The organism is Cupriavidus sp. KK10 (assembly GCF_018223725.1).
Taxonomy (GTDB): domain Bacteria; phylum Pseudomonadota; class Gammaproteobacteria; order Burkholderiales; family Burkholderiaceae; genus Cupriavidus; species Cupriavidus necator.
In genome coordinates, this window is the sequence record NZ_CP073677.1 from 1,182,146 (window position 1) to 1,204,085 (window position 21,940).

Annotated in this window: 19 protein-coding genes and 2 pseudogenes; 11 read left to right on the forward strand and 10 right to left on the reverse strand. The window is 67.8% G+C overall.

Translation table 11 applies throughout. From position 1 onward, the window contains the following. The first annotated feature begins 25 nt into the window (after positions 1 to 25). Together fdx and iscX are read left to right on the forward strand one after the other, a co-directional pair. Positions 26 to 364: an ISC system 2Fe-2S type ferredoxin gene (gene fdx / locus KB879_RS05795; RefSeq protein WP_013956120.1), complete on the forward strand. Its 339-nt coding sequence runs from the start codon at positions 26 to 28 to the stop codon at positions 362 to 364. Positions 365 to 397: 33 nt separating this feature from the next. Then, positions 398 to 592: a Fe-S cluster assembly protein IscX gene (iscX, locus tag KB879_RS05800; protein WP_013956121.1), complete on the forward strand. Its 195-nt coding sequence runs from the start codon at positions 398 to 400 to the stop codon at positions 590 to 592. A gap of 44 nt (positions 593 to 636) precedes the next feature. Here the strand turns inward: iscX and KB879_RS05805 are convergent, their stop codons facing one another. The 5 genes from KB879_RS05805 to prfB form a co-directional block, all read right to left on the reverse strand. After that, positions 637 to 1,656, reverse strand: coding sequence for a hypothetical protein (locus KB879_RS05805; protein ID WP_153955633.1), 1,020 nt, complete (start codon positions 1,654 to 1,656; stop codon positions 637 to 639). Positions 1,657 to 1,785: 129 nt separating this feature from the next. After that, positions 1,786 to 2,526 (reverse strand): glycine zipper 2TM domain-containing protein, encoded by a 741-nt coding sequence (locus KB879_RS05810; RefSeq protein WP_153955634.1) that lies wholly within the window; start codon positions 2,524 to 2,526, stop codon positions 1,786 to 1,788. Between the two features lie 278 nt (positions 2,527 to 2,804). Next, positions 2,805 to 4,349, reverse strand: a complete 1,545-nt coding sequence (gene lysS / locus KB879_RS05815) for a lysine--tRNA ligase (RefSeq protein ID WP_013956124.1) — start codon at positions 4,347 to 4,349, stop codon at positions 2,805 to 2,807. A 64-nt stretch (positions 4,350 to 4,413) separates the two neighbouring features. Continuing rightward, positions 4,414 to 5,172 carry an SDR family oxidoreductase gene (locus KB879_RS05820; RefSeq protein ID WP_013956125.1) on the reverse strand — a complete coding sequence of 253 codons (759 nt, stop codon included), beginning with the start codon at positions 5,170 to 5,172 and terminating at the stop codon, positions 4,414 to 4,416. Between the two features lie 122 nt (positions 5,173 to 5,294). Then, positions 5,295 to 6,399 (reverse strand): peptide chain release factor 2 gene (gene prfB / locus KB879_RS05825; protein WP_099045607.1). Its coding sequence is split into 2 segments (ribosomal slippage): positions 5,295 to 6,317 and positions 6,319 to 6,399, totalling 1,104 coding nucleotides; the frame shifts between segments, so codons are not numbered across the junction. A gap of 192 nt (positions 6,400 to 6,591) precedes the next feature. On the opposite strand from prfB, the gene KB879_RS05830 reads away from it, so the two are divergent. Further along, positions 6,592 to 7,302 (forward strand): peptidoglycan DD-metalloendopeptidase family protein, encoded by a 711-nt coding sequence (locus KB879_RS05830; protein ID WP_013956127.1) that lies wholly within the window; start codon positions 6,592 to 6,594, stop codon positions 7,300 to 7,302. A gap of 26 nt (positions 7,303 to 7,328) precedes the next feature. On the opposite strand, the gene recJ is transcribed toward KB879_RS05830, so the two are convergent. Then, complete coding sequence (recJ, locus tag KB879_RS05835) at positions 7,329 to 9,026, reverse strand: single-stranded-DNA-specific exonuclease RecJ (RefSeq protein ID WP_153955635.1); 1,698 nt, start codon at positions 9,024 to 9,026, stop codon at positions 7,329 to 7,331. A gap of 61 nt (positions 9,027 to 9,087) precedes the next feature. Beyond that, positions 9,088 to 10,197, reverse strand: coding sequence for a hypothetical protein (locus tag KB879_RS05840; protein WP_153955636.1), 1,110 nt, complete (start codon positions 10,195 to 10,197; stop codon positions 9,088 to 9,090). 147 nt (positions 10,198 to 10,344) lie between these two features. Here KB879_RS05840 and KB879_RS05845 point away from each other — a divergent pair, with 147 nt between their 5' ends. The 3 genes from KB879_RS05845 to KB879_RS05855 are packed head-to-tail and all read left to right on the forward strand — an operon-like array spanning position 10,345 to position 13,202. Beyond that, positions 10,345 to 11,595, forward strand: a complete 1,251-nt coding sequence (locus KB879_RS05845; protein ID WP_013956130.1) for a lipoprotein-releasing ABC transporter permease subunit — start codon at positions 10,345 to 10,347, stop codon at positions 11,593 to 11,595. Beyond that, the gene (lolD, locus tag KB879_RS05850) at positions 11,588 to 12,328 is read left to right on the forward strand and encodes a lipoprotein-releasing ABC transporter ATP-binding protein LolD (RefSeq protein ID WP_013956131.1); all 741 of its coding nucleotides are present in this window, start codon (positions 11,588 to 11,590) and stop codon (positions 12,326 to 12,328) included. The genes KB879_RS05845 and lolD overlap by 8 nt, the downstream gene beginning before the upstream one ends. Before the next feature lie 13 nt (positions 12,329 to 12,341). Further along, positions 12,342 to 13,202: a TatD family hydrolase gene (locus tag KB879_RS05855; RefSeq protein ID WP_211980882.1), complete on the forward strand. Its 861-nt coding sequence runs from the start codon at positions 12,342 to 12,344 to the stop codon at positions 13,200 to 13,202. 73 nt (positions 13,203 to 13,275) lie between these two features. On the opposite strand, the pseudogene tnpA reads toward KB879_RS05855, so the two are convergent. Continuing rightward, positions 13,276 to 13,525: pseudogene (gene tnpA, locus KB879_RS05860) on the reverse strand (IS200/IS605 family transposase). 102 nt (positions 13,526 to 13,627) lie between these two features. On the opposite strand from tnpA, the gene KB879_RS05865 reads away from it, so the two are divergent. Together KB879_RS05865 and KB879_RS05870 are read left to right on the forward strand one after the other, a co-directional pair. Continuing rightward, positions 13,628 to 14,788: an RNA-guided endonuclease TnpB family protein gene (locus KB879_RS05865; protein WP_211982130.1), complete on the forward strand. Its 1,161-nt coding sequence runs from the start codon at positions 13,628 to 13,630 to the stop codon at positions 14,786 to 14,788. A gap of 299 nt (positions 14,789 to 15,087) precedes the next feature. Further along, positions 15,088 to 16,281, forward strand: a pseudogene (locus KB879_RS05870) (ComEC/Rec2 family competence protein). Between the two features lie 110 nt (positions 16,282 to 16,391). On the opposite strand, the gene KB879_RS05875 reads toward KB879_RS05870, so the two are convergent. Together KB879_RS05875 and KB879_RS05880 are read right to left on the reverse strand one after the other, a co-directional pair. Beyond that, positions 16,392 to 17,330: a MurR/RpiR family transcriptional regulator gene (locus KB879_RS05875; protein WP_013956134.1), complete on the reverse strand. Its 939-nt coding sequence runs from the start codon at positions 17,328 to 17,330 to the stop codon at positions 16,392 to 16,394. A gap of 43 nt (positions 17,331 to 17,373) precedes the next feature. Next, positions 17,374 to 17,586, reverse strand: a complete 213-nt coding sequence (locus KB879_RS05880) for a hypothetical protein (RefSeq protein WP_211980883.1) — start codon at positions 17,584 to 17,586, stop codon at positions 17,374 to 17,376. Between KB879_RS05880 and edd the strand changes: the two genes are divergently transcribed. The 3 genes from edd to KB879_RS05895 all read left to right on the forward strand — a co-directional run bounded on the left by edd (position 17,585) and on the right by KB879_RS05895 (position 21,937). Further along, positions 17,585 to 19,480 (forward strand): phosphogluconate dehydratase, encoded by a 1,896-nt coding sequence (gene edd / locus KB879_RS05885; RefSeq protein ID WP_153954429.1) that lies wholly within the window; start codon positions 17,585 to 17,587, stop codon positions 19,478 to 19,480. The genes KB879_RS05880 and edd overlap by 2 nt on opposite strands. A 149-nt stretch (positions 19,481 to 19,629) precedes the next feature. Next, positions 19,630 to 20,136 carry a gluconokinase gene (locus KB879_RS05890; RefSeq protein WP_194946826.1) on the forward strand — a complete coding sequence of 169 codons (507 nt, stop codon included), beginning with the start codon at positions 19,630 to 19,632 and terminating at the stop codon, positions 20,134 to 20,136. 325 nt (positions 20,137 to 20,461) lie between these two features. Next, positions 20,462 to 21,937 carry a circularly permuted type 2 ATP-grasp protein gene (locus tag KB879_RS05895; RefSeq protein ID WP_153954427.1) on the forward strand — a complete coding sequence of 492 codons (1,476 nt, stop codon included), beginning with the start codon at positions 20,462 to 20,464 and terminating at the stop codon, positions 21,935 to 21,937. Positions 21,938 to 21,940 lie beyond the last annotated feature (3 nt).

Sequence of the window (21,940 nt, forward strand, 5' to 3'; positions counted from 1 at the left end):
CGCATTACAGATACCAGGACACGAGATGCCACAGATCATAGTTTTGCCCCACGTCGAATACTGCCCGGATGGGACGGTGATTGAAGCCGAGACGGGTGTCAGCGTCTGCGATGCGCTGCTCTCGCACGGCATCGCGATCGAGCATGCGTGCGAGAAATCGTGCGCCTGCACCACCTGCCACGTGATCGTGCGCGAGGGTTTCAACTCGCTCAACGAGGCTGAAGAGAAGGAAGAAGACCTGCTCGACAAGGCCTGGGGGCTGGAGCCGAATTCGCGGCTGTCGTGCCAGGCCATCGTCGATGAGGAAGACCTGACCATCGAGATCCCGAAGTACACCATCAACCACGCCAAGGAAGGCCACTGAGCGGCCCGGCAGACCTCAGCGGAGAATAACCCCATGAAGTGGACCGATACCTACGACATCGCGGCAGCCCTGTACGACAAGTATCCCGATGTGGATCCCATGTCGGTGCGATTCACCGACCTGCGCCGCTGGGTGCTGGAACTGGATGGCTTTGCCGATGTGCCGGAGCGTTCCGGCGAGAAGATCCTGGAAGCGATCCAGGCTGCCTGGATCGAAGAATCCCAATAAGCAAGAACTCCCCTGAAACAGGCCGGCTCCGCCGGCCTGTTTGCTTAGAAGCGGTAGCCGACGCCCGCCAGGATCACGTCGGTATCGTGGTCGTAGCCGGTCATGGTGCGGTTCCATGTCAGCCGCGTCAGCCAGTGGTCGCCGAGCCGGTAGCTGGCCGACATCGACATCAGGCCAGACCATCGCGACGGCGAGCTGGCTGCGCTCAACCCTTTCTGGCTCAGGTCGATGGCGTAGTACGGGCCCACGCCGACCCCGAGTGTCAGTTTGTCGTGGAAGAACGCGCGCGTGAGCCACGCCTGCGCGGCCACGCCGTTGCGGCGCAGCACCGCGTTTTCTCCTTCGTTGATGTAGCTGATGGTGCCGTCCACGTATTGCCACAGCCCGCGCCGGTATTCCACCGCTTTGGCGAAAGAAGTCTGTGGATCGAAGCTGTTGACGATGGTTCCGCCAAGGAGCGCCGTCAGCTCATTCTGCGTGACATTGTCTGTCCGGCCCGGCGGCGGCACCACCGGCCCGCCGCGGTCACCGCGATCGAGCTGGTAGCCGACGCCCACCAGCAACGTGTTGGTCTTGATGCTTGACGACGTCTGTGTTCGGTTGTAGCGCGCCTGCAGCATCCAGGGGCCACCGTTCACATACCAGGTTGCCGCAGCGCTCAGCAGCGCGCCCCAGCCGTGGTGGTTGTCGTAGGTGCCGTCCGAGCGCTGGTCGGTGGTATCGAAATAGCGGTAAGGGCCGGCACCGAGGGCCAGCGTCAGCCTGCGGTCCAGGGCCAGGTAGCGCCACCAAAGCTGGACGCTGTGGCCGTCGCGGTGATGGTTGGTGACATGGCCTTCATTCAGGTAGGTGAAGGTCGCGTACCAGTTCTCGCCGAGGTTGTGCTGGTAGGAGTAGGCGTAGCCGTAGCTGCGCTCGCCGAGGGACTCCGTCGACTGGAGGCCGCCGAGCACAAGCAGTTCCTGCCCGAACGCCGCGTGGTGCGACAGCGCCAGCAGCAGCGCGCCGGCCAGTGGGAGAAGCCGTTGCCAGGTCCTGCAAGTGTTGTGGGTGGCTGGCTGCATGGTATGGACTCCGGTTCACCGGGAGGTGGCGCCCAAGAATCATAGCAAAGCGACCATGAAAAAGGCCGGCGACAAGCCGGCCATGGTTTGTAACGGCACACTAAATGCGCCGGCGCGTGCTGTGGGCGGTCACCCGGTCACCAGCGCACCATTCTCCAAGTGCACGCGCTGGCCCACCTGCACGCCAGGGTTCTGCTCGTAAGTGAAGCTGCGATGGCTGCCATCGTCCATGCGTACGCGGACTTCGTAATGTGTGTCCTTGCTGACCGCCTTCTCGATCTGGTTGCCGGCTACGCCGCCGCCCACGGCACCGACCACGGTGCCGACGATGCGGCCGTTGCCCTTGCCGACCTGGTTGCCCAGCAGGCCGCCCACCACAGCGCCGCCGAGCGCGCCCAGGCCGCTGGTGTTGGGCTTCTGGGTCTGGACCGGCGTCACGGCGACGATACGGCCGGCGTAGGGGCTGCCCTTGGCAGCTTGGCGCTCGGTGTCGGCGCGCTGGCTGGCGCGCGGCTCGCTGTCGCGCTGCGCGGCCTGGCGTGCCGGGGCGGTGCGCGGTGCGGTTTGCGACGAACGGGCAGCGTCCTGATTGGCCGGGCGCGGCTGGCCGTCATCGTAGACCGGTGGGCGCGTGGTGCTGCCCGGCGGGGGCGCGGTTTCCGCGGTGACTGGCAGCGGGCCCTGCGGACCTTGTTGCGTTTGCAGGTCCGGGTTGGCCTTGCTGATTGGCAGCACGCCGGTCACGGCGGCGACAGCGGTCAGGCTGGCGATCACCACGGCCACGGCCGCCGCGCCGATCAGCGGATGCAGCCGGCGTTGCGGCGGCAGCGGTGCAGGGGTGTGGTCTGGCGAGGTGGCTTGGCTCTGCATTGTGGCTCCGGTGCGGCGAAGGCCGCGATGGGATGGAGCCAGTGTGGCCGAAGCGGGTGCCGTTTTCCGTTTGTTTTTGTAAATATATGTAGGCGGAAAAATCCTTTCGATTCAATGGGTTGTGGTCGTCCTGGCGGCGCGGTTGCGGACCGGGTTGTAACAATCGACACGCTGGAGTGCCTTTCGCGACCCTAAGAAAAACCCCACCGCAGGCGGTCACCGCAGGCGGTGGCGTTCACGGTTTCCGCAGTGGGGCGTCCTGCCGGACGCCGCCTGCATCAGTCTTCCCGGCGCAGGTGCGGGAACAGGATGACGTCGCGGATATTCGGGCTGTCCGTCAGCAGCATCACCAGGCGGTCGATGCCGATGCCGCAGCCGCCCGTCGGGGGCATGCCGTATTCCAGCGCGCGGATGTAGTCGGCGTCGAAGTACATGGCTTCTTCATCGCCGGCGTCCTTCTGCTCGACCTGCTTGCGGAAGCGGTCGGCCTGGTCTTCGGCATCGTTCAGCTCCGAGAAGCCGTTGGCGATCTCGCGGCCGGTGATGAACAGCTCGAAGCGCTCGGTGATGCCCGGCACCGTGTCCGAAGCGCGCGCCAGCGGCGAGACCTCGACCGGGTAGTCGACGATAAAGGTCGGCTCCCACAACTGGCTTTCCGCGGTTTCCTCGAACAGCACCAGTTGCAGCGTGCCCAGGCCGGCGTTGAGGAACTGCGGCGCGTTGGTGTTGACGCCGAACTTCTTCAGCTCGGTGCGCAGGAACCCGGCATCGGCCAGTTGCGCATCGGTGTACTGCGGCGCGAACTTCTGGATCGCCTGGCAGATGGTCAGGCGATGGAACGGCTTGGACAGATCCAGCTCGCGGTCCTGGTACGTCAGCACGGCGCTGCCGCGCGCATCGATGGCGGCCTTGCGGATCAGGTCCTCGGTGAAGTCCATCAGCCAGCGGTAGTCCGTGTAGGCCGCGTAGAACTCCATCATGGTGAACTCGGGGTTGTGGCGCGGGCTCACCCCTTCGTTGCGGAAGTTGCGGTTGATCTCGAACACGCGCTCGAAGCCGCCCACGATCAGGCGCTTCAGGTACAGCTCGGGCGCGATGCGCAGGAACATCTGCATGTCCAGCGCATTGTGGTGCGTGATGAAGGGCTTGGCCGCGGCGCCGCCCGGGATCGGGTGCAGCATCGGCGTTTCCACTTCCATGAAGCCGGCATCGGCCATATGGCGGCGCAGCGACGAGATCGCGTTGGTGCGGGCGCGGAAGGTGTTGCGCGTTTCCGGCGACACGATCAGGTCGACATAGCGCTGGCGGTACTTCATTTCCTGGTCGGCCAGGCCGTGGAACTTGTCCGGCAGCGGGCGCAGCGACTTGGACAGCAGGCGCAGCTCGCGCACCTGCACCGACAGCTCGCCCTTATTGGTGCGGAACAGCTCGCCGCGGGCGCTGATGATGTCGCCCAGGTCCCAGTGCTTGAAGGCCGCGTAGACCTCTTCGCCGACCTTGTCGCGCGTGATGTAGAACTGGATCTGGCCGCTGCCGTCCTGCACCGTGGCAAAGCTGGCCTTGCCCATCACGCGCTTGAGCATCATGCGCCCGGCGATGGCGACCTCGACCGGCGCGGCCTCGAGCGTGGCCTGCTCGGTCTCGGCGTACTGCGCCTGCAGCGCGGCGGCCTGGTGGGAGGGGCGGAAATCGTTGGGGAAGGGCACGCCCTGCTGGCGCAGCGCGGCCAGCTTCTCGCGCCGCTCCGCGATGATCTTGTTCTCGTCGACGGCGGGGGTGTCTGCGGCGGCTGGCTTGGCCTGGGCGCGGTTCGGTTCAGTCATGATGTCTTGTCGGATCGCGCGCGGCTTGCCGCGCGCGGATTCAGATGGCTTTGATGGGTGCGGCTTAGTAGTTGCGGAGATCGTCCAGCTCGGTGCTGCCGAAATCCGGGCGGTGCAGGTAGGCGACGATGCGGCCGGCGGTTTCCTCGGCCGACGCCAGCTGTTCATTGGCTTTCAGCTCGCGGAAGCGCTGCACCTGGGCGAAATCGGCATTGCGGATGGTGGCCTGCATGCCGGTGTCGATCACGCCCGGGGCCAGCGCCACGGCGCGCACGGTGCGCGGGGCTTCGGCCTGGGCGTACTCGGCGTTGACCGAGCGCATGAACATGTCCAGCCCGGCCTTGCCGGCGCAGTACGCGCTCCAGCCTTCGACCGGGCGGCGCGCCGCGCCGGAGGAGATAGCCAGCACCTTGCGCGGGCAGTCGAACTTCTCGGTGCGCTCCAGGAACGCAGCGGTCATCGTCATCGGCGCCGCCAGGTTGGTCAGCAGGTGCGGCACCAAAGTCTTTTCCTGCAGGCGCGCGACCGGGCCGATCGGCTCGACCACGCCGGCGTTCAGGATCAGCGTGGCGCTGGTCGGCGGGATGTCGAGCGTATCGAGCACGCTGGCGAGCCAAGTCGCGGCGGGGCCGGCCTGCGACAGGTCCTGCAGGTGCCAGGCCACCGGCACGCCGCTCATGGTGGCGATGCGCTCCAGCTCGCTGTTGCGGCTGCGCGCCACGCAGATCAGACGGTTGCCCGGCACGAGCAGGGCATTGGTCAGTGCCGCGCCCAGCCCGCGCGAGGCGCCGGTGATGATGTAGAGGTGATTGGCTTCGCTCATGGTGCCCCGGTCGGAGATGTCGCCCTGCCGCCGTGCCGGTGTGGCGCGGGCGGCGGTACAGCGGTGGATGGAATGCTGTGCCGCCGCCGGCCGCGCCGGCAGGGCGGACGGCGGGTGCTGCCTTACAGTCCCTGCTTGAGGCTGGCCTCGATGAACGGGTCCAGGTCGCCGTCCAGCACCTTCTGGGTGTTGGACATTTCCACGTTGGTGCGCAGGTCCTTGATGCGGCTCTGGTCCAGCACGTAGGAGCGGATCTGGTGGCCCCAGCCCACGTCGGTCTTGCCGGCTTCGAGCTTGTCGGCCTCGGCCTGGCGCTTGCGCATCTCGTGCTCGTACAGGCGCGATTTCAGCATCGACATGGCTTCGGCACGGTTGCGGTGCTGCGAGCGGTCGTTCTGGCACTGCACCACGATACCGGTCGGGATGTGCGTGATCCGCACGGCCGAATCGGTCTTGTTGATATGCTGGCCGCCCGCGCCCGAAGCGCGGTAGGTGTCAACGCGCAGGTCCGCCGGGTTGACCTCGACCTCGAACGAATCATCCACCTCGGGGTAGACGAACACCGACGAGAACGAGGTATGGCGCCCGCCCGACGAATCGAACGGCGACTTGCGCACCAGGCGGTGCACGCCCGTTTCCGTACGCAGGTAGCCGAAGGCGTATTCGCCCTCGATCTTGATGGTCGCGCTCTTGATGCCGGCCACGTCGCCTTCGGACTCTTCCAGCACCTCGGCCTTGAAGCCCTTGCGCTCGCAGTACTTCAGGTACTGGCGCAGCAGCATCGAGGCCCAGTCGCACGCTTCAGTGCCGCCGGCGCCGGCCTGGATGTCGATAAAGGCGTTGGCCTGGTCCATCTCGCCAGAGAACATGCGGCGGAATTCCATGCCCGCGACGATCTCCTCGAAGCCCTTGACGTCGGCCTCGATCGCTTCGAGGGTGTCGTCGTCGCCTTCTTCCCTGGCGAGCTCAAACAGCTCTTCGGCACCGCTGAGGTCGTCGGTGAGCTTGCTAAGCACGCTTACCACGCCCTCGATTGCCTTCTTTTCCTTGCCGAGGTCCTGGGCCCGCTTGGGGTTGTTCCAGACGTCGGGGTCTTCCAGCAAACCGTTGACTTCGTCCAGCCTTCCTACTTTGACATCGTAGTCAAAGATACCCCCGTAGATCTTCCGTCCGGGAACGGAGATCGGAGATGGCACCGGAGATGGCGTTGAGGCGTTCTGCTTCCATGATGTTCCTGCGCTTAGAAAACCCCGAATTATAGCGGATCGGCGCGGCAACCCGGGGCTTCCGGGCCGCCTCGGGCGGGCCGCGGACCGAACGGAATGGCCGCCGCGCGGTCTATCCGCCGGTGCCGGGCGACGCACGCGGCGATAATACGGGTCGCAAGCCGCTCCCCGGCTAGACAAAGAACAGGGACGAATGACGCAAACCAGACATGACATCGAGCCAGGCCGGCGCCGCGCGCTGGGCCTGCTGCTGGCCGCCGCGGCCGCGGTCGCGGCCGGCTGCGGTACCACGGGCGGGCCCGTGCCGGACGGCTACTACCGCGTTGAGCGCGGCGACACGCTGTATTCGATCGCGCGCAAGCACCGCCGCAGCGTGCGCGACCTGACCCGCTGGAACAGCGACATCACCAGCCCCAGCCAGATCGAGGTGGGCCAGCTGGTCCGCGTGCGGCCGCCGGGTGGCAGCGCCCCGGCCTCCACCGGCACCGACCAGACCGTGACCGATACGCCGCGCGTCGACAGCGGCTCGTCCAGGCCGCCCGCCAGCGGCATCCGCCTGCAGTGGCCGGCCGATGGCCGCGTCACCGGAGGCTACGCGCCGCCGGCCAGCAAGGGCCTGCGCATTGCCGTGCCAGCCAATGGCACGGTGCGCGCCGCCGCCGCGGGGCGCGCCATCCACGTGGGCAACCTGCGTGGCTACGGCATGCTGGTGATCGTCAAGCACAACGACGACTGGCTGACCGTCTACGGCAACCTCGACCAGCCGCTGGTCACCGAGGGCGCCTCGGTCGCGGCCGGACAGGACGTGGGCCGCATGGGCGCCAGCTCGAGCGAGCTGCATTTCGAGGTGCGCGGCAACGGCAAGCCGGTCGACCCGATGGCCTACCTGCCGTCGCGCGGCTAAACGGGGCTAACGCCCCCCGGAGCACGCTACTGCGCGTGCTCGATCACCAGTTGCACGCGGGTGACGCCGTTGAAGGTGTTGTTGTCGAGCCGGTAGGCCACCTGCGCGCTGGCACCGAGCGAGTCGGCGTGGTTGAACCAGATCGCATCAAAGCGCTGGCTGCCGCGCCCCAGCTGCAGCTTCAGGTGCTTGCCCTTGAGCACGCTCTGGCGCAGCACGTCGAACTCGCCGCAGAAGGTCGGCGCCGGGAAGCCCTGGCCCCATACCTGCTGCTCCAGCAGGGTGACGAATTCCGGGCTGAAGCACTGGTCCTCGATATCGCCGTCGGTCTCGATCACGCGCGCCAGCTGGTCGTCGGTCAGCCATTCGCGGCCGACCGCCTCGAAGGCTTCCTGGAACTCGGCAAAGCGCTCTGCGCGCACGGTCAGCCCGGCCGCCATGGCGTGGCCGCCGAACTTGAGCAGCATGCCGGGATGGCGCTTGGACACCAGGTCCAGCGCATCGCGCAGGTGGAAGCCGGGGATCGAGCGGCCCGAGCCCTTGACGGTGGTCTCGTCGCCGGGGGCGAAGGTGATGGTGGGGCGGTGGAACTTGTCTTTCAGACGCGACGCCACGATGCCGATCACGCCCTGGTGCCAGGTGTCGTTGAACACGCTGACGGTAAAGCGTGCCGACGGATCCGGGCCGGCCAGCGGCTGCTCCAGGATCTGCAGCGCCTCCTGCTGCATGCCGGCCTCGATGTCGCGCCGCTCGCGGTTCATACCGTCCAGCTCCTGGGCGATTTCCCAGGCGCGGTTGGCATCTTCGGTCAACAGGCATTCAATGCCCAGCGACATGTCCGCCAGCCGGCCGGCCGCGTTCAGGCGCGGACCCAGCCCGAAGCCCAGGTCGAAGGTATTGGCGCGCGCCGCCTCGCGCCCGGCGGCACGGAACAGCGCCGCCACGCCCGGCTGCATCCGTCCGGCGCGCATGCGGCGCAGGCCCTGCGCCACCAGGATGCGGTTGTTGGTGTCCAGCTTGACCACGTCGGCCACCGTGCCCAGCGCCACCAGGTCCAGCAGCGTCTGCAGCGGCGGTTGCGTGGCCTGGGTATAGACGCCGCGCTGGCGCAGTTCCGCGCGCAACGCGAGCAGCACATAGAACATCACACCCACGCCCGCCAGGTTCTTGCTGGGGAATTCGCAGCCCGGCTGGTTCGGGTTGACGATCACCGCGGCCTGCGGCAGCTCAGATCCAGGCAGGTGGTGGTCGGTCACCACCACGTCGATGCCCAGCGCATTGGCCGCGGCCACGCCGTCGACGCTGGCGATGCCGTTGTCGACCGTGACGATCACGTCCGGCTGCTGCCTGGCCGCCAGTGCCACGATCTCCGGGGTCAGGCCGTAGCCGTACTCGAAGCGGTTCGGCACGATGTACTCCACCTGTGCGCCCAGCATGCGCAGCCCGCGTACGCCCACCGCGCAGGCGGTGGCGCCGTCGCAGTCATAGTCAGCGACGATCAGCAGGCGCTTGCCGGCGGCGATGGCGTCAGCCAGGTAGGCCGCGGCGTGGCCGATGCCCTTCATGGCCGCGGGCGGCACCAGTTCGGGCAAGTCGGTGGCAAGCTCGGCGGCGCGGGCCACGCCGCGCGCGGCCAGGATGCGGGCCAGCGTGGGGTGGAGGCCGGCGGCGGCCAGCGAGCTGGCGTGTTCGGGGGAAAACTGGCGGATGGCGATCCGGGTCATGGGCGGGGCGGCAGGTGATGTTTCGGTAGGGGCGGCGCGTGTCAGGCGGCTTCAGGCAGATTTATGCGGCATAGGCGAGGTCGGACAGCAGCGCGCGCCAGTCGCCGCGCTGGCCCATGCCGCGCCAGAACTTGCGCAGGTCGGCGCGGCGCACGGTGAACTCGGCAAAGTGGTTCTCGCCGCCCAGCACCAGCGTGATGGCGCCGACCTGGCCGGCCACCAGCGCTTCCAGCGCCGGCGCGAACCAGTCGGCATCCAGCACATGCATGCGGTCCAGCCACAGGCCCCAGTCTTCGGCGATATGGGCTTCGGTGGCGCTGTCGAGCATGGCCAGCACCGTGCCCTCCACCCCGGTGGCGCCGGCCAGGCCGGCCGGCACCGGCAGCACGCGGCTGCCGGCGGCCAGCGCCAGCCCGCTCAGGAAGGGATCGTTGCTCAGCACCGTATCGGCCAGCCGCGGCACCGGCTGCAGCGCGCCGCCGCCGTACAGCCAGACCGAATTGACCGGCGCCTCGCCGGCAGCCTCGCGGGCCTGGTTGACGCGGTGGTCATGCCAGGTCATCTGGACCTCGTTCTGCAGGCGGCGCCAGTCGCGGGCGCGCTCGCCGGCCTGCATCCAGATATCGATATTGCGGCCCGCCGCGCGCAGCGGCGTGGTCGCCTCCAGCGGGCCGAATGCGGCCTCGGGCAGGTACCAGCGCTGCGGGCAGGGCGATTCCAGCGCGATGCCCGATTCCAGCAGCAGTGCGTCGATGGCGGCGCGCAGGGCGGTGGCTTCCTGCGGCCGGATGCCCAGTTGGGCGGGCGGCATCAGCACCAGGTGATCGCGCGCGGCATGGATGTGCACCGGCTGCAGGCAGGTCCAGGACTGGCCATCGGAGCTGGCGGGGACGGCGCCGCCACTGTCGGCCAGCCGCATATAGGGCGCCAGCGGCACCCGGACCGGGTCCAGCCCCGCCTTGCCGGCCAGCCAGCGCTCCTGCGGCAGGCTGCGCAGGAAGGGGTCTTCATGCCGCTCGCGCGGGCCGGGCTCGGCCCGGGTCAGCAACTTTCCGAGCGCCGGCAGCTCCAATTGCCGCAGCAGCGCGCCGGGAACGACATCGTCGCGGCCGTCGTCGCCGGCGCCCGGTGGGACGGAAAAGGGCACAATCAGGGTCAGGTGCGTCATCATGGTGGCGAGATTGTAAACTCCCGGCTGGCCGGCGCCAGTCCCGGGCGACGCCGTGGCGTGACCGGGACGGCGCCCGCCAAGGCTGCATGAGTGCCGCCAGCGCCCCCGGGGGGGCACCGGCGCTTTCCCGAAACAACAGGAATCCTCTTGAACTTTCCCTACGAGTGGCAGATCGGCTGGCGATATACCCGCGCAAGCAAGCGCGCCAGCCGCAATACCTTCATTTCGTTCATCTCGATGATCTCGATGTTCGGGATCGCCCTTGGCGTGGCCGCGCTGATCGTGGTGCTGTCGGTGATGAACGGGTTCCAGAAGGAAGTGCGCGACCGCATGCTGTCGGTGCTGGCGCATATCGAAGTGATCGGCCCGTCGGCGCTGCCGGACTGGCAGAAGACCGCCGCCGAGGCCTTGCAGAACAAGGAAGTGGTCGGCGCCGCGCCCTACGTCGCGGCCCAGGCCATGCTGACCCGCGACGACGCTGTGCGCGGCGTGCTGCTGCGCGGCGTGGAGCCGTCGCAGGAGCCCAAGGTCTCTGACATCGGCAACCAGTTCCGGGCCGGCAGCATGACGGCGCTGGCGCCGGGCGGCTTCGGCATTGCGCTGGGCAACGAGCTGGCCAACGCCATGGGCGTGCAGGTCGGCGACAAGGTCACGCTGGTGGCGCCGCAGGGCACCATGACGCCGGCGGGCGTGCTGCCGCGGCTCAAGCAGTTCACCGTGGTGGGCGTGTTCTCGTCCGGGCATTTCGAGTTCGACAGCGCGCTGGCGCTGGTCAACATGCACGACGCCGAGACCCTGTTCCGCCTGAGCGGCCCCACCGGCGTGCGCCTGAAGCTGCAGGACATGCAGCGCGCGCCGCAGGTGGCCAACGAGCTGGCCGGCACCATGTCGGGCGAGCTCTACCTGCGCGACTGGTCCAAGCAGAACCGCAACTGGTTTGCCGCGGTGCAGACCGAGAAGCGCATGATGTTCATCATCCTGACGCTGATCATCGCCGTGGCGGCATTCAACCTGGTGTCCACGCTGGTGATGACCGTCACCGACAAGCAGGCCGATATCGCCATCCTGCGCACCATGGGCGCGCAGCCGGGCTCGATCATGAAGATCTTTATCGTGCAGGGCGTGGCCATCGGCTTTATCGGCACCATCCTGGGCGTGGCCGGCGGCACGCTGATCGCCACCAATATCGACGTTATCGTGCCTTTCATCGAGCGGCTGCTGCACGTGCAGTTCCTGCCGCGCGACATCTATTTCATCAGCGAACTGCCTTCGGATCCCCGCGTGAACGACATCGCCACCATCGGCATCATTTCCTTTGTGCTGGCCACGCTGGCCACGCTCTATCCCAGCTGGCGTGCCGCCCGCGTCAACCCGGCGGAGGCGCTGCGCTATGAGTGAAGCCGTGTTGCACGCCGATACCCCCACGCCCGCCGCGGACCAGCCGCGCACCGGCTCGCCGGTGCTGGTGGCCGAGGGCCTGACCAAGCGTTTCCGCCAGGGCGAACTCGATGTGGACGTGCTGCGCGGCGTCGACGTGCGCGTCAATGCCGGAGAGAAGGTTGCCATCGTCGGCGCCTCGGGCTCGGGCAAGAGCACGCTGCTGCATGTGCTGGGCGGGCTGGATGAGCCCGACTCCGGCCGCGTCGCGCTGCTCGGCAAGCCCTTCACGGCGCTGCGTGAACGCGAGCGCAACGTGGTGCGCAACCGCCAGCTGGGCTTCGTCTACCAGTTCCACCACCTGCTGCCGGAATTCACCGCGCTGGACAACGTGGCGATGCCGATGCGTATCCGCGGCCTGACCCAGCATGACGCGCGCGGCGTGGCGCAGGCCATGCTGGAGCGCGTGGGCCTGGGCGGGCGCGCGAAGCACCGCCCGGGCGAGCTGTCCGGCGGCGAGCGCCAGCGCGTGGCCATCGCGCGCGCGCTGGTAGGGCAGCCGGCCTGCGTGCTGGCCGACGAACCCACCGGCAATCTCGACGACCACACCGCCGGCGGCGTCTATGACCTGATGCTGGAACTGTCGCGCACGCTCGGCACCAGCTTCATCATCGTCACCCACGACCTGGACCTGGCCGGCCGCTGCGACCGCGTGCTGCGGCTGCGCGACGGGCACCTGCACCAGGAACGCTGAGCCGGGCCGGCCCATGTGGATCGACACTCATTGCCACCTCGACGCCAGCGAGTTCGACGCTGACCGCCAGCAGGTGGCCGACGCGGCCGAGGCTGCCGGCGTGCGCGGCATCGTGGTGCCGGCGGTGGCCGTCTGGAACTTCGATGCCGTGCGCGCGCTAGCGCGCCACGATGCGCGCTGCGTCTATGCACTCGGCATCCATCCGCTGTGCTCGCCCGGCGCCGGCCAGGCCGACCTTGACACGCTGCGGCGCGAGGTGGCGGCCAGCATGGGCGACCCGCGCTTTGTCGGCATCGGCGAGATCGGGCTCGACTTCTTCGTCGCGGGGCTGGATGCGGAGCACCAGACCTGGCTCTACGCGGAGCAGCTGAAGATCGCGCGGGAATTTGACCTGCCGGTGCTGCTGCATGTGCGCAAGTCACAGGACCAGGTTGGCGCGCAGCTGCGCAAGCTGGGCGTGAAGCGCGGCATTGCCCACGCTTTCAACGGCAGCAATGAACAGGCGCGGCGCTTTGTCGAGCAGGGCCTGAAGCTCGGCTTCGGCGGCAATGTCACCTTCAGCCGTGCGCGGCAGATCCGCCGGCTGGCGACGAAGCTGCCGCTGGAGGCGCTGGTGCTGGAAACCGACGCACCCGACATGGCGCCGGCGTGGCTGTCTGACGATCAGTTCGGCGAACAGCACAAGGCGCGCAACTCGCCCGCGGAGGTGGCGGGCGTAGCCCGTGTGATGGCGGAATTGCGCGGCATCGATGCGATGGCGCTGGCGCAGGCGACATGGCGCAATGCCGTGGATGCGATGCCGCGGCTGGCAGCGTTTGCGGACACCATGGCGCCTCCGGTTTCCGCCGGACACACAACTTCCAATTCTTCTTGACCAGGTGCGCGGCAAGCCTCGGCCTTTAGGCCGGAGAAGGATAGCGCGGACGCCGTCGGCGTCCTTTCGGCGGCTAATGCGGCGTCTGTTGTTGCTCAATGTATTGGCGGATGATCTCGATGGGCGCACCGCCGCAGCTCCCTGCGAAGTAAGACGGCGACCACAGCGCACCGCCCCATAGCTTCTTGCTGATGCTCGGGTAGTTCTTCTTTCGGATCATACGGCTGGACCCCTTTCAAGCTGTTTACCAGTGCGGACACCGCGACCTTTGGCGGGTAGTTCACAAGAAGGTGAACGTGATCGTCCTCCCCATCGAACTCCACCAGTTCAGCTTCGAAATCTGCGCAAACGCCGGTAAATATGTCGCGCAGGTCCTCTGCCGAATGTCATTGTCGTCGCTCATAGGCCAAGAGTATGATTGGGCCATGCAGCGTCTTCAAGCCTTCAAATACGAATTGATGCCGAACGGCGAGCAGCAGCGCAACATGCGCCGTTATGCCGGATCGTGCCGGTTCGTCTATAACAAGGCGCTGGCGTTGCAGAAACAGCGTTACGATCAAGGCGAAAAGAAGCTCAGCTATGCCGGTCTGTGTAAGCAACTCACGGAGTGGCGCAACAGCACGGAAACAGCATGGCTGGCCGATGCACCAGTCCATCCTCTTCAACAGACGCTCAAGGACTTGGAGCGGGCCTACACAAATTTCTTCGCAAAACGGGCCGACTTCCCGCGTTTCAAGAAGAAGGGTCTGGGCGACAGTTTCCGCTATCCCGACCAGAAGCAAATCAAGCTTGATCAGACCAACTCGCGTATCTTTTTGCCCAAGCTGGGCTGGCTGCGATACAGGAACAGCCGCGACGTACTCGGTGAGGTACGCAATGCCTGCGTCAGCCTGTCGGGCGGCAAGTGGTTTGTTTCGATCCAGACTGAGCGGAAGGTCGAGCGACCTGTGCCGAAAGCCACCAGCGCCATCGGCATCGACATGGGCATCGCTCGCTTTGCCACCATGAGCGATGGCACTTTCCTCGCGCCGCTCAACAGCTTTAGGAAGCACGAAGCCAGACTGCGCCGTGCGCAGCGGGCGATGAGCCGCAAGACGAAATTCAGCAACAACTGGAAGAAGTCCAAGGCCCGAATCCAGCGTATCCACGCACGCATCGGTAACGCCCGCCTCGACTACCTGCACAAAGCCACGACCACGATCAGCGAAAATCAAGCGATGGTGTGTATCGAGGACCTGAAGGTACGGAACATGTCCAAGTCAGCGGCCGGTTCAAGCGGGCAACCGGGCAAGAACGTCAGGGCCAAGTCCGGCCTGAACAAGGCCATCCTCGATCAGGGTTGGTACGAGTTCGGGCGTCAACTGGAATACAAGCTAGCGTGGAATGGCGGCTGGCTAATAGCTGTGCCGCCACAGCACACCAGTCGCACGTGCCCTTGCTGCGGGCATGTATCTACCGAGAACCGGCAGAGCCAGGCGAGCTTCGCCTGTGTGGCATGCGGCTATGCGAATCACGCCGACGTGGTCGGCGCGATCAACATTTTGGCGCGGGGGCACCGCGTTGCAGCCTGTGGAGAGTCGGCGTAGTCAAGCCGCTCTACGAAGCAGGAACCCACCGAAGTGACTACGTAGAGCATCACGTAGCGCCGTAGGAATCCTCGTCCTTTCCGCCGTAAGGCGGCAGCCGAAGGCTGAGGACGGGGGGATGTCAATACGCCTATTGGCTGCTGGCGCAAGGCTATGGCGCCACCGGCTATGTGCGCAGTGCGCAGGGCCCGCTCCAGGATGTGTCAGGAGAGCGGCTGGCGTGGCAAATAGAAGCCTGGCGCGCCGCCGTGCGCGATCACCTGCGCGCGGCACTGCCGGCCGATGCGCGCTTCGGTCCGGTGCTGATCGCACTGGTCATTGGCGACCAGCGTGGCATCGACGCGGACGACTGGCAACTGTTCCAGCGCACCGGCGTCAGCCACCTGGTTGCGATCTCCGGGCTGCATATCACCATGATCGCCGGCATGGCGGCGTCGCTTGCCGGGCTGCTGTGGCGGCATTCGTTCTGACTCGGCCGCTGGCTGCGCCGGCCGTTGCCGCTGTGGCTGCCGGCCCGGCAGGCCGCGCTGGTGGCGGCCGTGGCCAGTGCGCTGGCTTACGGATTGCTGGCCGGCATGCAGATCCCGGCGCTGCGCACCGTGGCCATGCTCTGCGTGGCGGCCATTGCGGTGTGGGGTGCGCGTGCGCCGCCCGCCTCGGTGGCGCTGGCCTGGGCGGCGCTGGTGGCATTGCTGCTGGATCCGTGGGCGGTGATGTTGCCCGGCTTCTGGCTGTCCTTCGGCGCGGTGGTGGTGATCTTCTTCGCGGCCCGGCCCGGGCGGGATGCTTCGACGCAAGGGCGTTGGCAACGCATGCGTTCCACGCTCGCCGCCGGGGCGCGCACGCAGTGGGCCGTGACCATCGGGCTGGTGCCGCTGACGTTGGTGCTGTTCGGCCAGGTATCGGTGGTGTCGCCGTTGGTCAATGCGGTGGCGATTCCGCTCGTCAGCCTGGTGGTGACGCCGCTGGCATTGCTCGGCGCGGCCTTGCCGATGGCACTGGCCGGGCCGGTGCTGGCGGTGGCCCACCTGGCCATGGTGGCGCTGGCCGCGGTGCTGGGCTGGCTTTCCGCGCTGCCATGGGCGATGTGGGAAGCGGCCAGCGCGGGGCCGTTGGCGCTGGTGCTGGCCGCGCTCGGGGTCGGGCTGCTGGTCGCGCCGGTCGCCACCGCGCGCGTGCGCCTGCACGGCGGGCTAGCGGTTGGCATAACCCAGCTGGAACACCGCCGCCGACGGGCGCACCGCCTCCAGCCAGGCTGCGCCGGACGAGGTGCCGCTGCCATGGTGGGCCACCACCAGCACGTCGGCACGCAGCGCCTCGGCCGGCAACCTGTCGATCAACGCACGCTTGCGCTTTACCGTGCTGCATCCGCTCGCGGAGCAGGCGCAGCAGGCCGCCATTGCCAGCAATGCGCGCAGCTGCGTTCGCCACCCGACTGGCGAAGTGTGGGAGCGCTGCGGCCGCGCGGGTGTCCTGCGCTACCGGACCGATGAAACCGGCGCGGTGACCATGGACACCGCGCCCGGGGGCTTTGCGTTGTCAATGTTCCGGCAGGCGCAGCCGCGCTACTGGCGGGCGCGACCGCCGGCGCCGCGTTAGCGAGTCAGCTGGCCTTGCGGCGGCGCGTGCGGGTGGCGGGCGTGGCTGGCTCGGCCGCAGCGGGCCTGGCGCGGCTTCGTGCCGGCGGTACTGGCCGGGCCGGCTCCGCACCGGCGATGCGCCGTTCGCGCAGATGCGCCTTGGCGCGCTGCAGGCGGGGGGCGACGGTGTCCGCGCGCGCCAGCGCCACGCCGGCGGCCAGGACGTCGCCCAGCACCAGGTGGCTGATGCGCGAGGTCATCGGCGTGTAGACCTCGCTGTCTTCCTCGACGTCGGAAAACACACACACGTCGGCCAGCCGAGCCAGCGGCGAGCCGCTGTGCGTGATCGCCAGCACGCTGGCGCCGCTGCTGCGCGCCAGCGTGGCGGCGGTCAGCATGTCCCAGGTGCGGCCGCTGTTGGAGACCAGCACGGCCACGTCGCCACGGGCGAGCAGCGCGGCCGACATGCTGAACACATGCGGGTCGGAATACGCAACGGTCGGCATGCCCAGGCGGAAGAACTTGTGCTGGATATCCAGCGCGACGATGCCGGAGTTGCCGCAGCCGTAGAACTCGATGCGCCGCGCGCCGGCGAGCAGCTGGATGCCATGCTCGATCTGGTCGGCGGAGAGCGCATTGCGCACGCTCATCAGCGTGGCAATGGTGCGGTCGAAGACCTTGCCGGCGATGTCCGCGGGGCGGTCGTCGGCCGCTACGTCCTGGTGCACGAAGGGCGTGCCGCCACCGACGTTCTGCGCGAACTGCAGCTTGAATTCGCGGAAGCCGTCGTAGCCCAGCGCCGCGCAGAAGCGCGCGATGGTGGGCTGCGACACGCCGGCGCGCTCAGCCAGTTCGGGCATCGACAGCCGGATCACGGCGGCGCCATGCCGGGCGACATAGTCGGCCAGGCGGCGTTCAGAAGGGCGGAGCGTGTCGTAGACGGCTAGGATTCGGTCGCGCATGGCGGCGGGGTGGCAGTGTCGGGGGTTCGGATATGTAGAGATTCTACATCGGATGGCGCCGCATCTTGCCCGAAATGGTGCGTCGTCCGCCCTCGGGGTTTGCCCTGATTCCGGGAATTTCTGCGCAATTGTGATGCATGAGCAGGTCGACGGCGCGCTTGTGCTCGGTATAATGGCAGCGATCTGTAGAAAATCTACATGCGATGGCGCGGCATTGCCGCGCTGCCACCCAGCCCACAAGGAACGTCTCCGCCATGCCTTCTGCCGTCCATGCCGAGCTTCTTGCCGTCACCGAGCGCATCGTTGCGCGCAGCCGCGCCAGCCGTGCAGCCTACCTTGCCCGCTGCGAGCGCGCGCAGGCTGAACTGGGGCCGCTGCGCGGCATGTCCTGCGCCAACCTGGCGCACGGCTTTGCCGCACTGCCGGCCAACGACAAGCTGAAGCTGCGCGTCGACCATGCGCCCAACCTGGGCATCGTCACCGCGTACAACGACATGCTGTCGGCGCACCAGCCGTACGAGCGCTACCCCGCCGTGATCCGCGAGGCCGCGCGCGCGGTCGGTGCGGTGGCGCAGGTGGCTGGCGGCGTGCCGGCGATGTGCGACGGCATCACGCAGGGCAACCCGGGCATGGAGCTGTCGCTGTTCTCGCGCGATGCGATTGCCATGGGCACCGCGGTGGCGCTGTCGCACAACACCTTTGATGCGGCCCTGATGCTGGGCGTGTGCGACAAGATCGTGCCGGGACTGCTGATGGGCGCGCTGCAGTTCGGCCACCTGCCGATGGTGTTCGTGCCGGCGGGCCCGATGGCCAGCGGGCTGCCCAACAAGGAGAAGGCGCGCGTGCGCCAGCTATACGCCACCGGCCAGGTCGGGCGCGATGCGCTGCTCGAGGCCGAATGCCAGGCCTACCACGGCGCCGGCACCTGCACCTTCTACGGCACCGCCAACAGCAACCAGTTCCTGATGGAAATCATGGGCCTGCACCTGCCGGGCGCGGCCTTCGTGCACCCGGACAGCGGCCTGCGCGATGCGCTGACCGCGGCGGCCGCGCAACGCGCGATCGCCCTGCGCGCGCGCGGCGACGAATACCTGCCGCTGGCGCGCATCGTTGACGAACGCGCCATTGCCAACGCCATGGTCGGCCTGCTGGCGACCGGCGGCTCCACCAACCACACCATCCACCTGGTGGCGATGGCGCGCGCCGCGGGCATCGTCATCGACTGGAATGATTTCGACCTGCTGTCACGCATCACGCCGCTGCTGGCGCGCGTCTACCCGAATGGCTCGGCCGATGTGAACCACTTCCATGCCGCGGGCGGCGCCGGCTTCGTCATCCGCGAACTGCTGCAGGCCGGTCTGCTGCACGAGGACGTGCAGACCGTGGCCGGCCCCGGGCTGGCCCGCTATGCGCAGGAGCCGGTGATGACCGACGGCGTGCTGCGCTGGCGCGACGGCGCGGCGCACAGCGGCGACGCGCAGGTGCTGGCGACGGTCGCGGAGCCTTTCTCGGCCGAGGGCGGGTTGCGGCTGATGCAGGGCAACCTGGGCCGCGGCGTGATCAAGGTCTCGGCGGTGGCGCCGGAGCACCGCGTGGTCGAAGCCCCGGTGCGGGTGTTCGATGCGCAGGAGGCGCTGCAGGCGGCCTTCGATGCGGGCGAGCTGACCGGCGACCTGGTCGCGGTGGTGCGTTTCCAGGGGCCGAACGCCAACGGCATGCCCGAGCTGCACCGCCTGACTCCGGTGCTGGGCGCGCTGCAGGACGCCGGCCACAAGGTGGCGCTGGTGACCGACGGCCGCATGTCCGGCGCGTCGGGGAAGGTGCCGGCGGTGATCCACGTCGGCCCCGAGGCGCTGGCCGGCGGCGCGCTGGCGCGCGTGCGCGATGGCGACCGCATCCGTGTCGATGCCGTTGCCGGCACGCTGCAGTGGCTGGGCGACGAAGGCGAATTCGCGGCGCGCGAACTGGCCGCGGCGCCGGACGACGATTTCGCGCAATTCAGCCTGGGGCGCGGCCTGTTCGGCCTGTTCCGGCGCCACGCGCGCATCGCGGAAGAGGGCGGCAGCGCACTTGACCTGTCTGAGGCGGATGCCGAGGCCGGCGCAGGCCGGCGCCAACGTACCGCAGCGGCGCAATCCGTCGCACAATAGCCAGGCCTGAGGCCGATTTTCCCCTGAAGTTTCCTGCGGGGCGGCAGCGCCCCCGGGCGTCCTTGCGCCGCCGCAAGGACGCCCAGCTGGACCGACAAGGACAGACAAGGATGGCGACACCATCCGATACCAAGACCGACGGAGCAGACATGATCTATATCCTGATGGGCGTTTCCGGCAGCGGCAAGACCACGGTCGGCCAGTTGCTGGCGCAGCGCCTGGGCTGCGGCTTCCATGACGCCGATGCATTCCACAGCGACGCCAACAAGGCCAAGATGCACGCGGGCATCCCGCTGACCGACGAAGACCGCTGGCCGTGGCTGGCGGCCATGCGTGCCGCCATCGACGCGGCCCGGGCCGAAGGCCGCACCCATGTGTTCACCTGCTCGGCATTGCGCCAGGCCTACCGCGACCGGCTGACTCCGCCCGACGGCGGCGTGACCTTCGTCTTCATGAAGGGCGACGCATCGCTGATCGGCACGCGCCTGTCCGCGCGCACGGAACACTTCTTCAACCCCGACCTGCTGCAAAGCCAGTTCGATACGCTGGAAGAGCCCAGCGACGCGCTGGTGCTCGACATCCGCCAGTCCCCCGAGGCGCTGGTCGCCACCATCCTGCAGGCCACGGTGTCGCAGGGCGCCGGCGCGGCGCGCTGACCGCGCCGGCCGTTCCGGTCGGCTCGTTCCCGCGCAGCCCGCAAGCGGCCGCCAGCCTGGCTGGCGCCCGTTTTTGCGTGCGCTGGCAGACATCTTGCTAGTTCACTTTCCGTGCCGGCCGGCACCCGCCAGCTTGCGGGATTCGCCGGTACGGGTATGCTGAAAGGGCCAGTGACTCGACAGTATCGCCGTGGGCGCCCCGAACGGGCAGGCGCGGCGGGCTGGGGACAGGAAAGCCAGGGCAAAACCAGGGCAGCCGGTAGCGACCACGAAGTCGCAATGAAGCGGTAGCACCGGAAGCCCGCGACATGGAGGAACGGCCATCATGGCGGGGCGGTATTTCGACGAGATGCTGGACTGGCGCACGGACGGGGCGCAATTAGTCATCCAGGCGGGGCAGGCATTGCCTGAAGGCGCGGTGCGCCCGCATTACCGGCATTTCGCTGACTGGCTGGCGCGGCAGTCTGAAAGCACGATGGGCAACAAGCGCGCCGAGGCCGACCTGATCTTCCGGCGCGTGGGCATTACCTTTGCCGTCTACGGCGACAAGGATGAGGCCAACAGCGGCACTGAACGCACCATTCCGTTCGACGTGATCCCGCGCATCTTCCCGGCCAGCGAATGGGCGCTGCTGGAAAAGGGCCTGCGCCAGCGCGTGGCCGCGCTCAACCGCTTTGTCCACGATATCTACCACGGCCAGGACATCATCCGCGCCGGCGTGATCCCACCCGACCAGATCTACAACAACGCCCAGTACCGGCCCGAGATGCTCGGCGTCAACGTGCCGCACGACATCTATGCGCACGTGGCCGGCATCGATGTGGTGCGCGCCGGCGAGGGCGAGTTCTACGTGCTGGAAGACAACCTGCGCGTGCCCTCGGGCGTGTCGTACATGCTGGAAAACCGCAAGATGATGATGCGGTTGTTCCCGGATCTGTTCGCGCGCAACCGCGTGGCGCCGGTGGCCCACTATCCTGACCTGTTGCTCGACATGCTGCGCGGGGTGTCGCCGCAGGCCATTGCCGATCCTACCGTGGTGGTGCTGACACCGGGCATGTACAACTCGGCGTACTTCGAGCATGCCTTCCTGGCGCAGCAGATGGGCGTGGAGCTGGTCGAAGGCAGCGATCTCTTCGTCGAGGACGACCACCTGTTCATGCGCACCACGCAGGGCCCGCAGCGCATCGACGTGATCTACCGCCGCGTCGACGACGACTTCCTCGACCCGCTGGTGTTCCGCCACGATTCCTCGCTGGGCGCGGCCGGCCTGCTGTCGGTCTACCGCGCCGGCAACGTGACCATCTGCAATGCCATTGGCACGGGCGTGGCCGACGACAAGTCGATCTATCCGTACGTGCCCGACATGATCCGCTTCTACCTGGGCGAAGAGGCGATCCTCAGCAACGTGCCGACCTATATGTGCCGACGCCCGGACGACCTGCAGTACGTGCTGGACCATATGGAAGAACTGGTGGTCAAGGAGACCCACGGCGCCGGCGGCTACGGCATGCTGGTCGGCCCGGCCGCGACGCGGGCCGAGATCGATGCCTTCCGCGAAGTGGTGAGGGCGCGCCCGGAGCAGTACATCGCGCAGCCGACGCTGGCGCTGTCGACCTGCCCGACCTATGTGGAGTCGGGCATCGCGCCGCGCCATATCGACCTGCGCCCGTTCGTGCTGTCGGGCAAGGAGGTGCGCATGGTGCCCGGCGGCCTGACCCGCGTGGCGCTGCGCGAAGGCTCGCTGGTGGTGAATTCCTCGCAAGGGGGCGGCACCAAGGACACCTGGGTGCTGGAACGATGAACG

What these genes read in the sequence shown, in the direction of transcription:
- fdx (WP_013956120.1), top strand. Translation starts at nt 26, where the DNA reads ATGCCACAGATCATAGTTTTGCCCCACGTCGAATACTGCCCGGATGGG.
- iscX (WP_013956121.1), top strand. Translation starts at nt 398, where the DNA reads ATGAAGTGGACCGATACCTACGACATCGCGGCAGCCCTGTACGACAAG.
- KB879_RS05805 (WP_153955633.1), bottom strand. Translation starts at nt 1,656, where the DNA reads ATGCAGCCAGCCACCCACAACACTTGCAGGACCTGGCAACGGCTTCTC.
- KB879_RS05810 (WP_153955634.1), bottom strand. Translation starts at nt 2,526, where the DNA reads ATGCAGAGCCAAGCCACCTCGCCAGACCACACCCCTGCACCGCTGCCG.
- lysS (WP_013956124.1), bottom strand. Translation starts at nt 4,349, where the DNA reads ATGACTGAACCGAACCGCGCCCAGGCCAAGCCAGCCGCCGCAGACACC.
- KB879_RS05820 (WP_013956125.1), bottom strand. Translation starts at nt 5,172, where the DNA reads ATGAGCGAAGCCAATCACCTCTACATCATCACCGGCGCCTCGCGCGGG.
- KB879_RS05830 (WP_013956127.1), top strand. Translation starts at nt 6,592, where the DNA reads ATGACGCAAACCAGACATGACATCGAGCCAGGCCGGCGCCGCGCGCTG.
- recJ (WP_153955635.1), bottom strand. Translation starts at nt 9,026, where the DNA reads ATGACCCGGATCGCCATCCGCCAGTTTTCCCCCGAACACGCCAGCTCG.
- KB879_RS05840 (WP_153955636.1), bottom strand. Translation starts at nt 10,197, where the DNA reads ATGATGACGCACCTGACCCTGATTGTGCCCTTTTCCGTCCCACCGGGC.
- lolD (WP_013956131.1), top strand. Translation starts at nt 11,588, where the DNA reads ATGAGTGAAGCCGTGTTGCACGCCGATACCCCCACGCCCGCCGCGGAC.
- KB879_RS05855 (WP_211980882.1), top strand. Translation starts at nt 12,342, where the DNA reads ATGTGGATCGACACTCATTGCCACCTCGACGCCAGCGAGTTCGACGCT.
- KB879_RS05865 (WP_211982130.1), top strand. Translation starts at nt 13,628, where the DNA reads ATGCAGCGTCTTCAAGCCTTCAAATACGAATTGATGCCGAACGGCGAG.
- KB879_RS05875 (WP_013956134.1), bottom strand. Translation starts at nt 17,330, where the DNA reads ATGCGCGACCGAATCCTAGCCGTCTACGACACGCTCCGCCCTTCTGAA.
- edd (WP_153954429.1), top strand. Translation starts at nt 17,585, where the DNA reads ATGCCTTCTGCCGTCCATGCCGAGCTTCTTGCCGTCACCGAGCGCATC.
- KB879_RS05880 (WP_211980883.1), bottom strand. Translation starts at nt 17,586, where the DNA reads ATGGCGGAGACGTTCCTTGTGGGCTGGGTGGCAGCGCGGCAATGCCGC.
- KB879_RS05890 (WP_194946826.1), top strand. Translation starts at nt 19,630, where the DNA reads ATGATCTATATCCTGATGGGCGTTTCCGGCAGCGGCAAGACCACGGTC.
- KB879_RS05895 (WP_153954427.1), top strand. Translation starts at nt 20,462, where the DNA reads ATGGCGGGGCGGTATTTCGACGAGATGCTGGACTGGCGCACGGACGGG.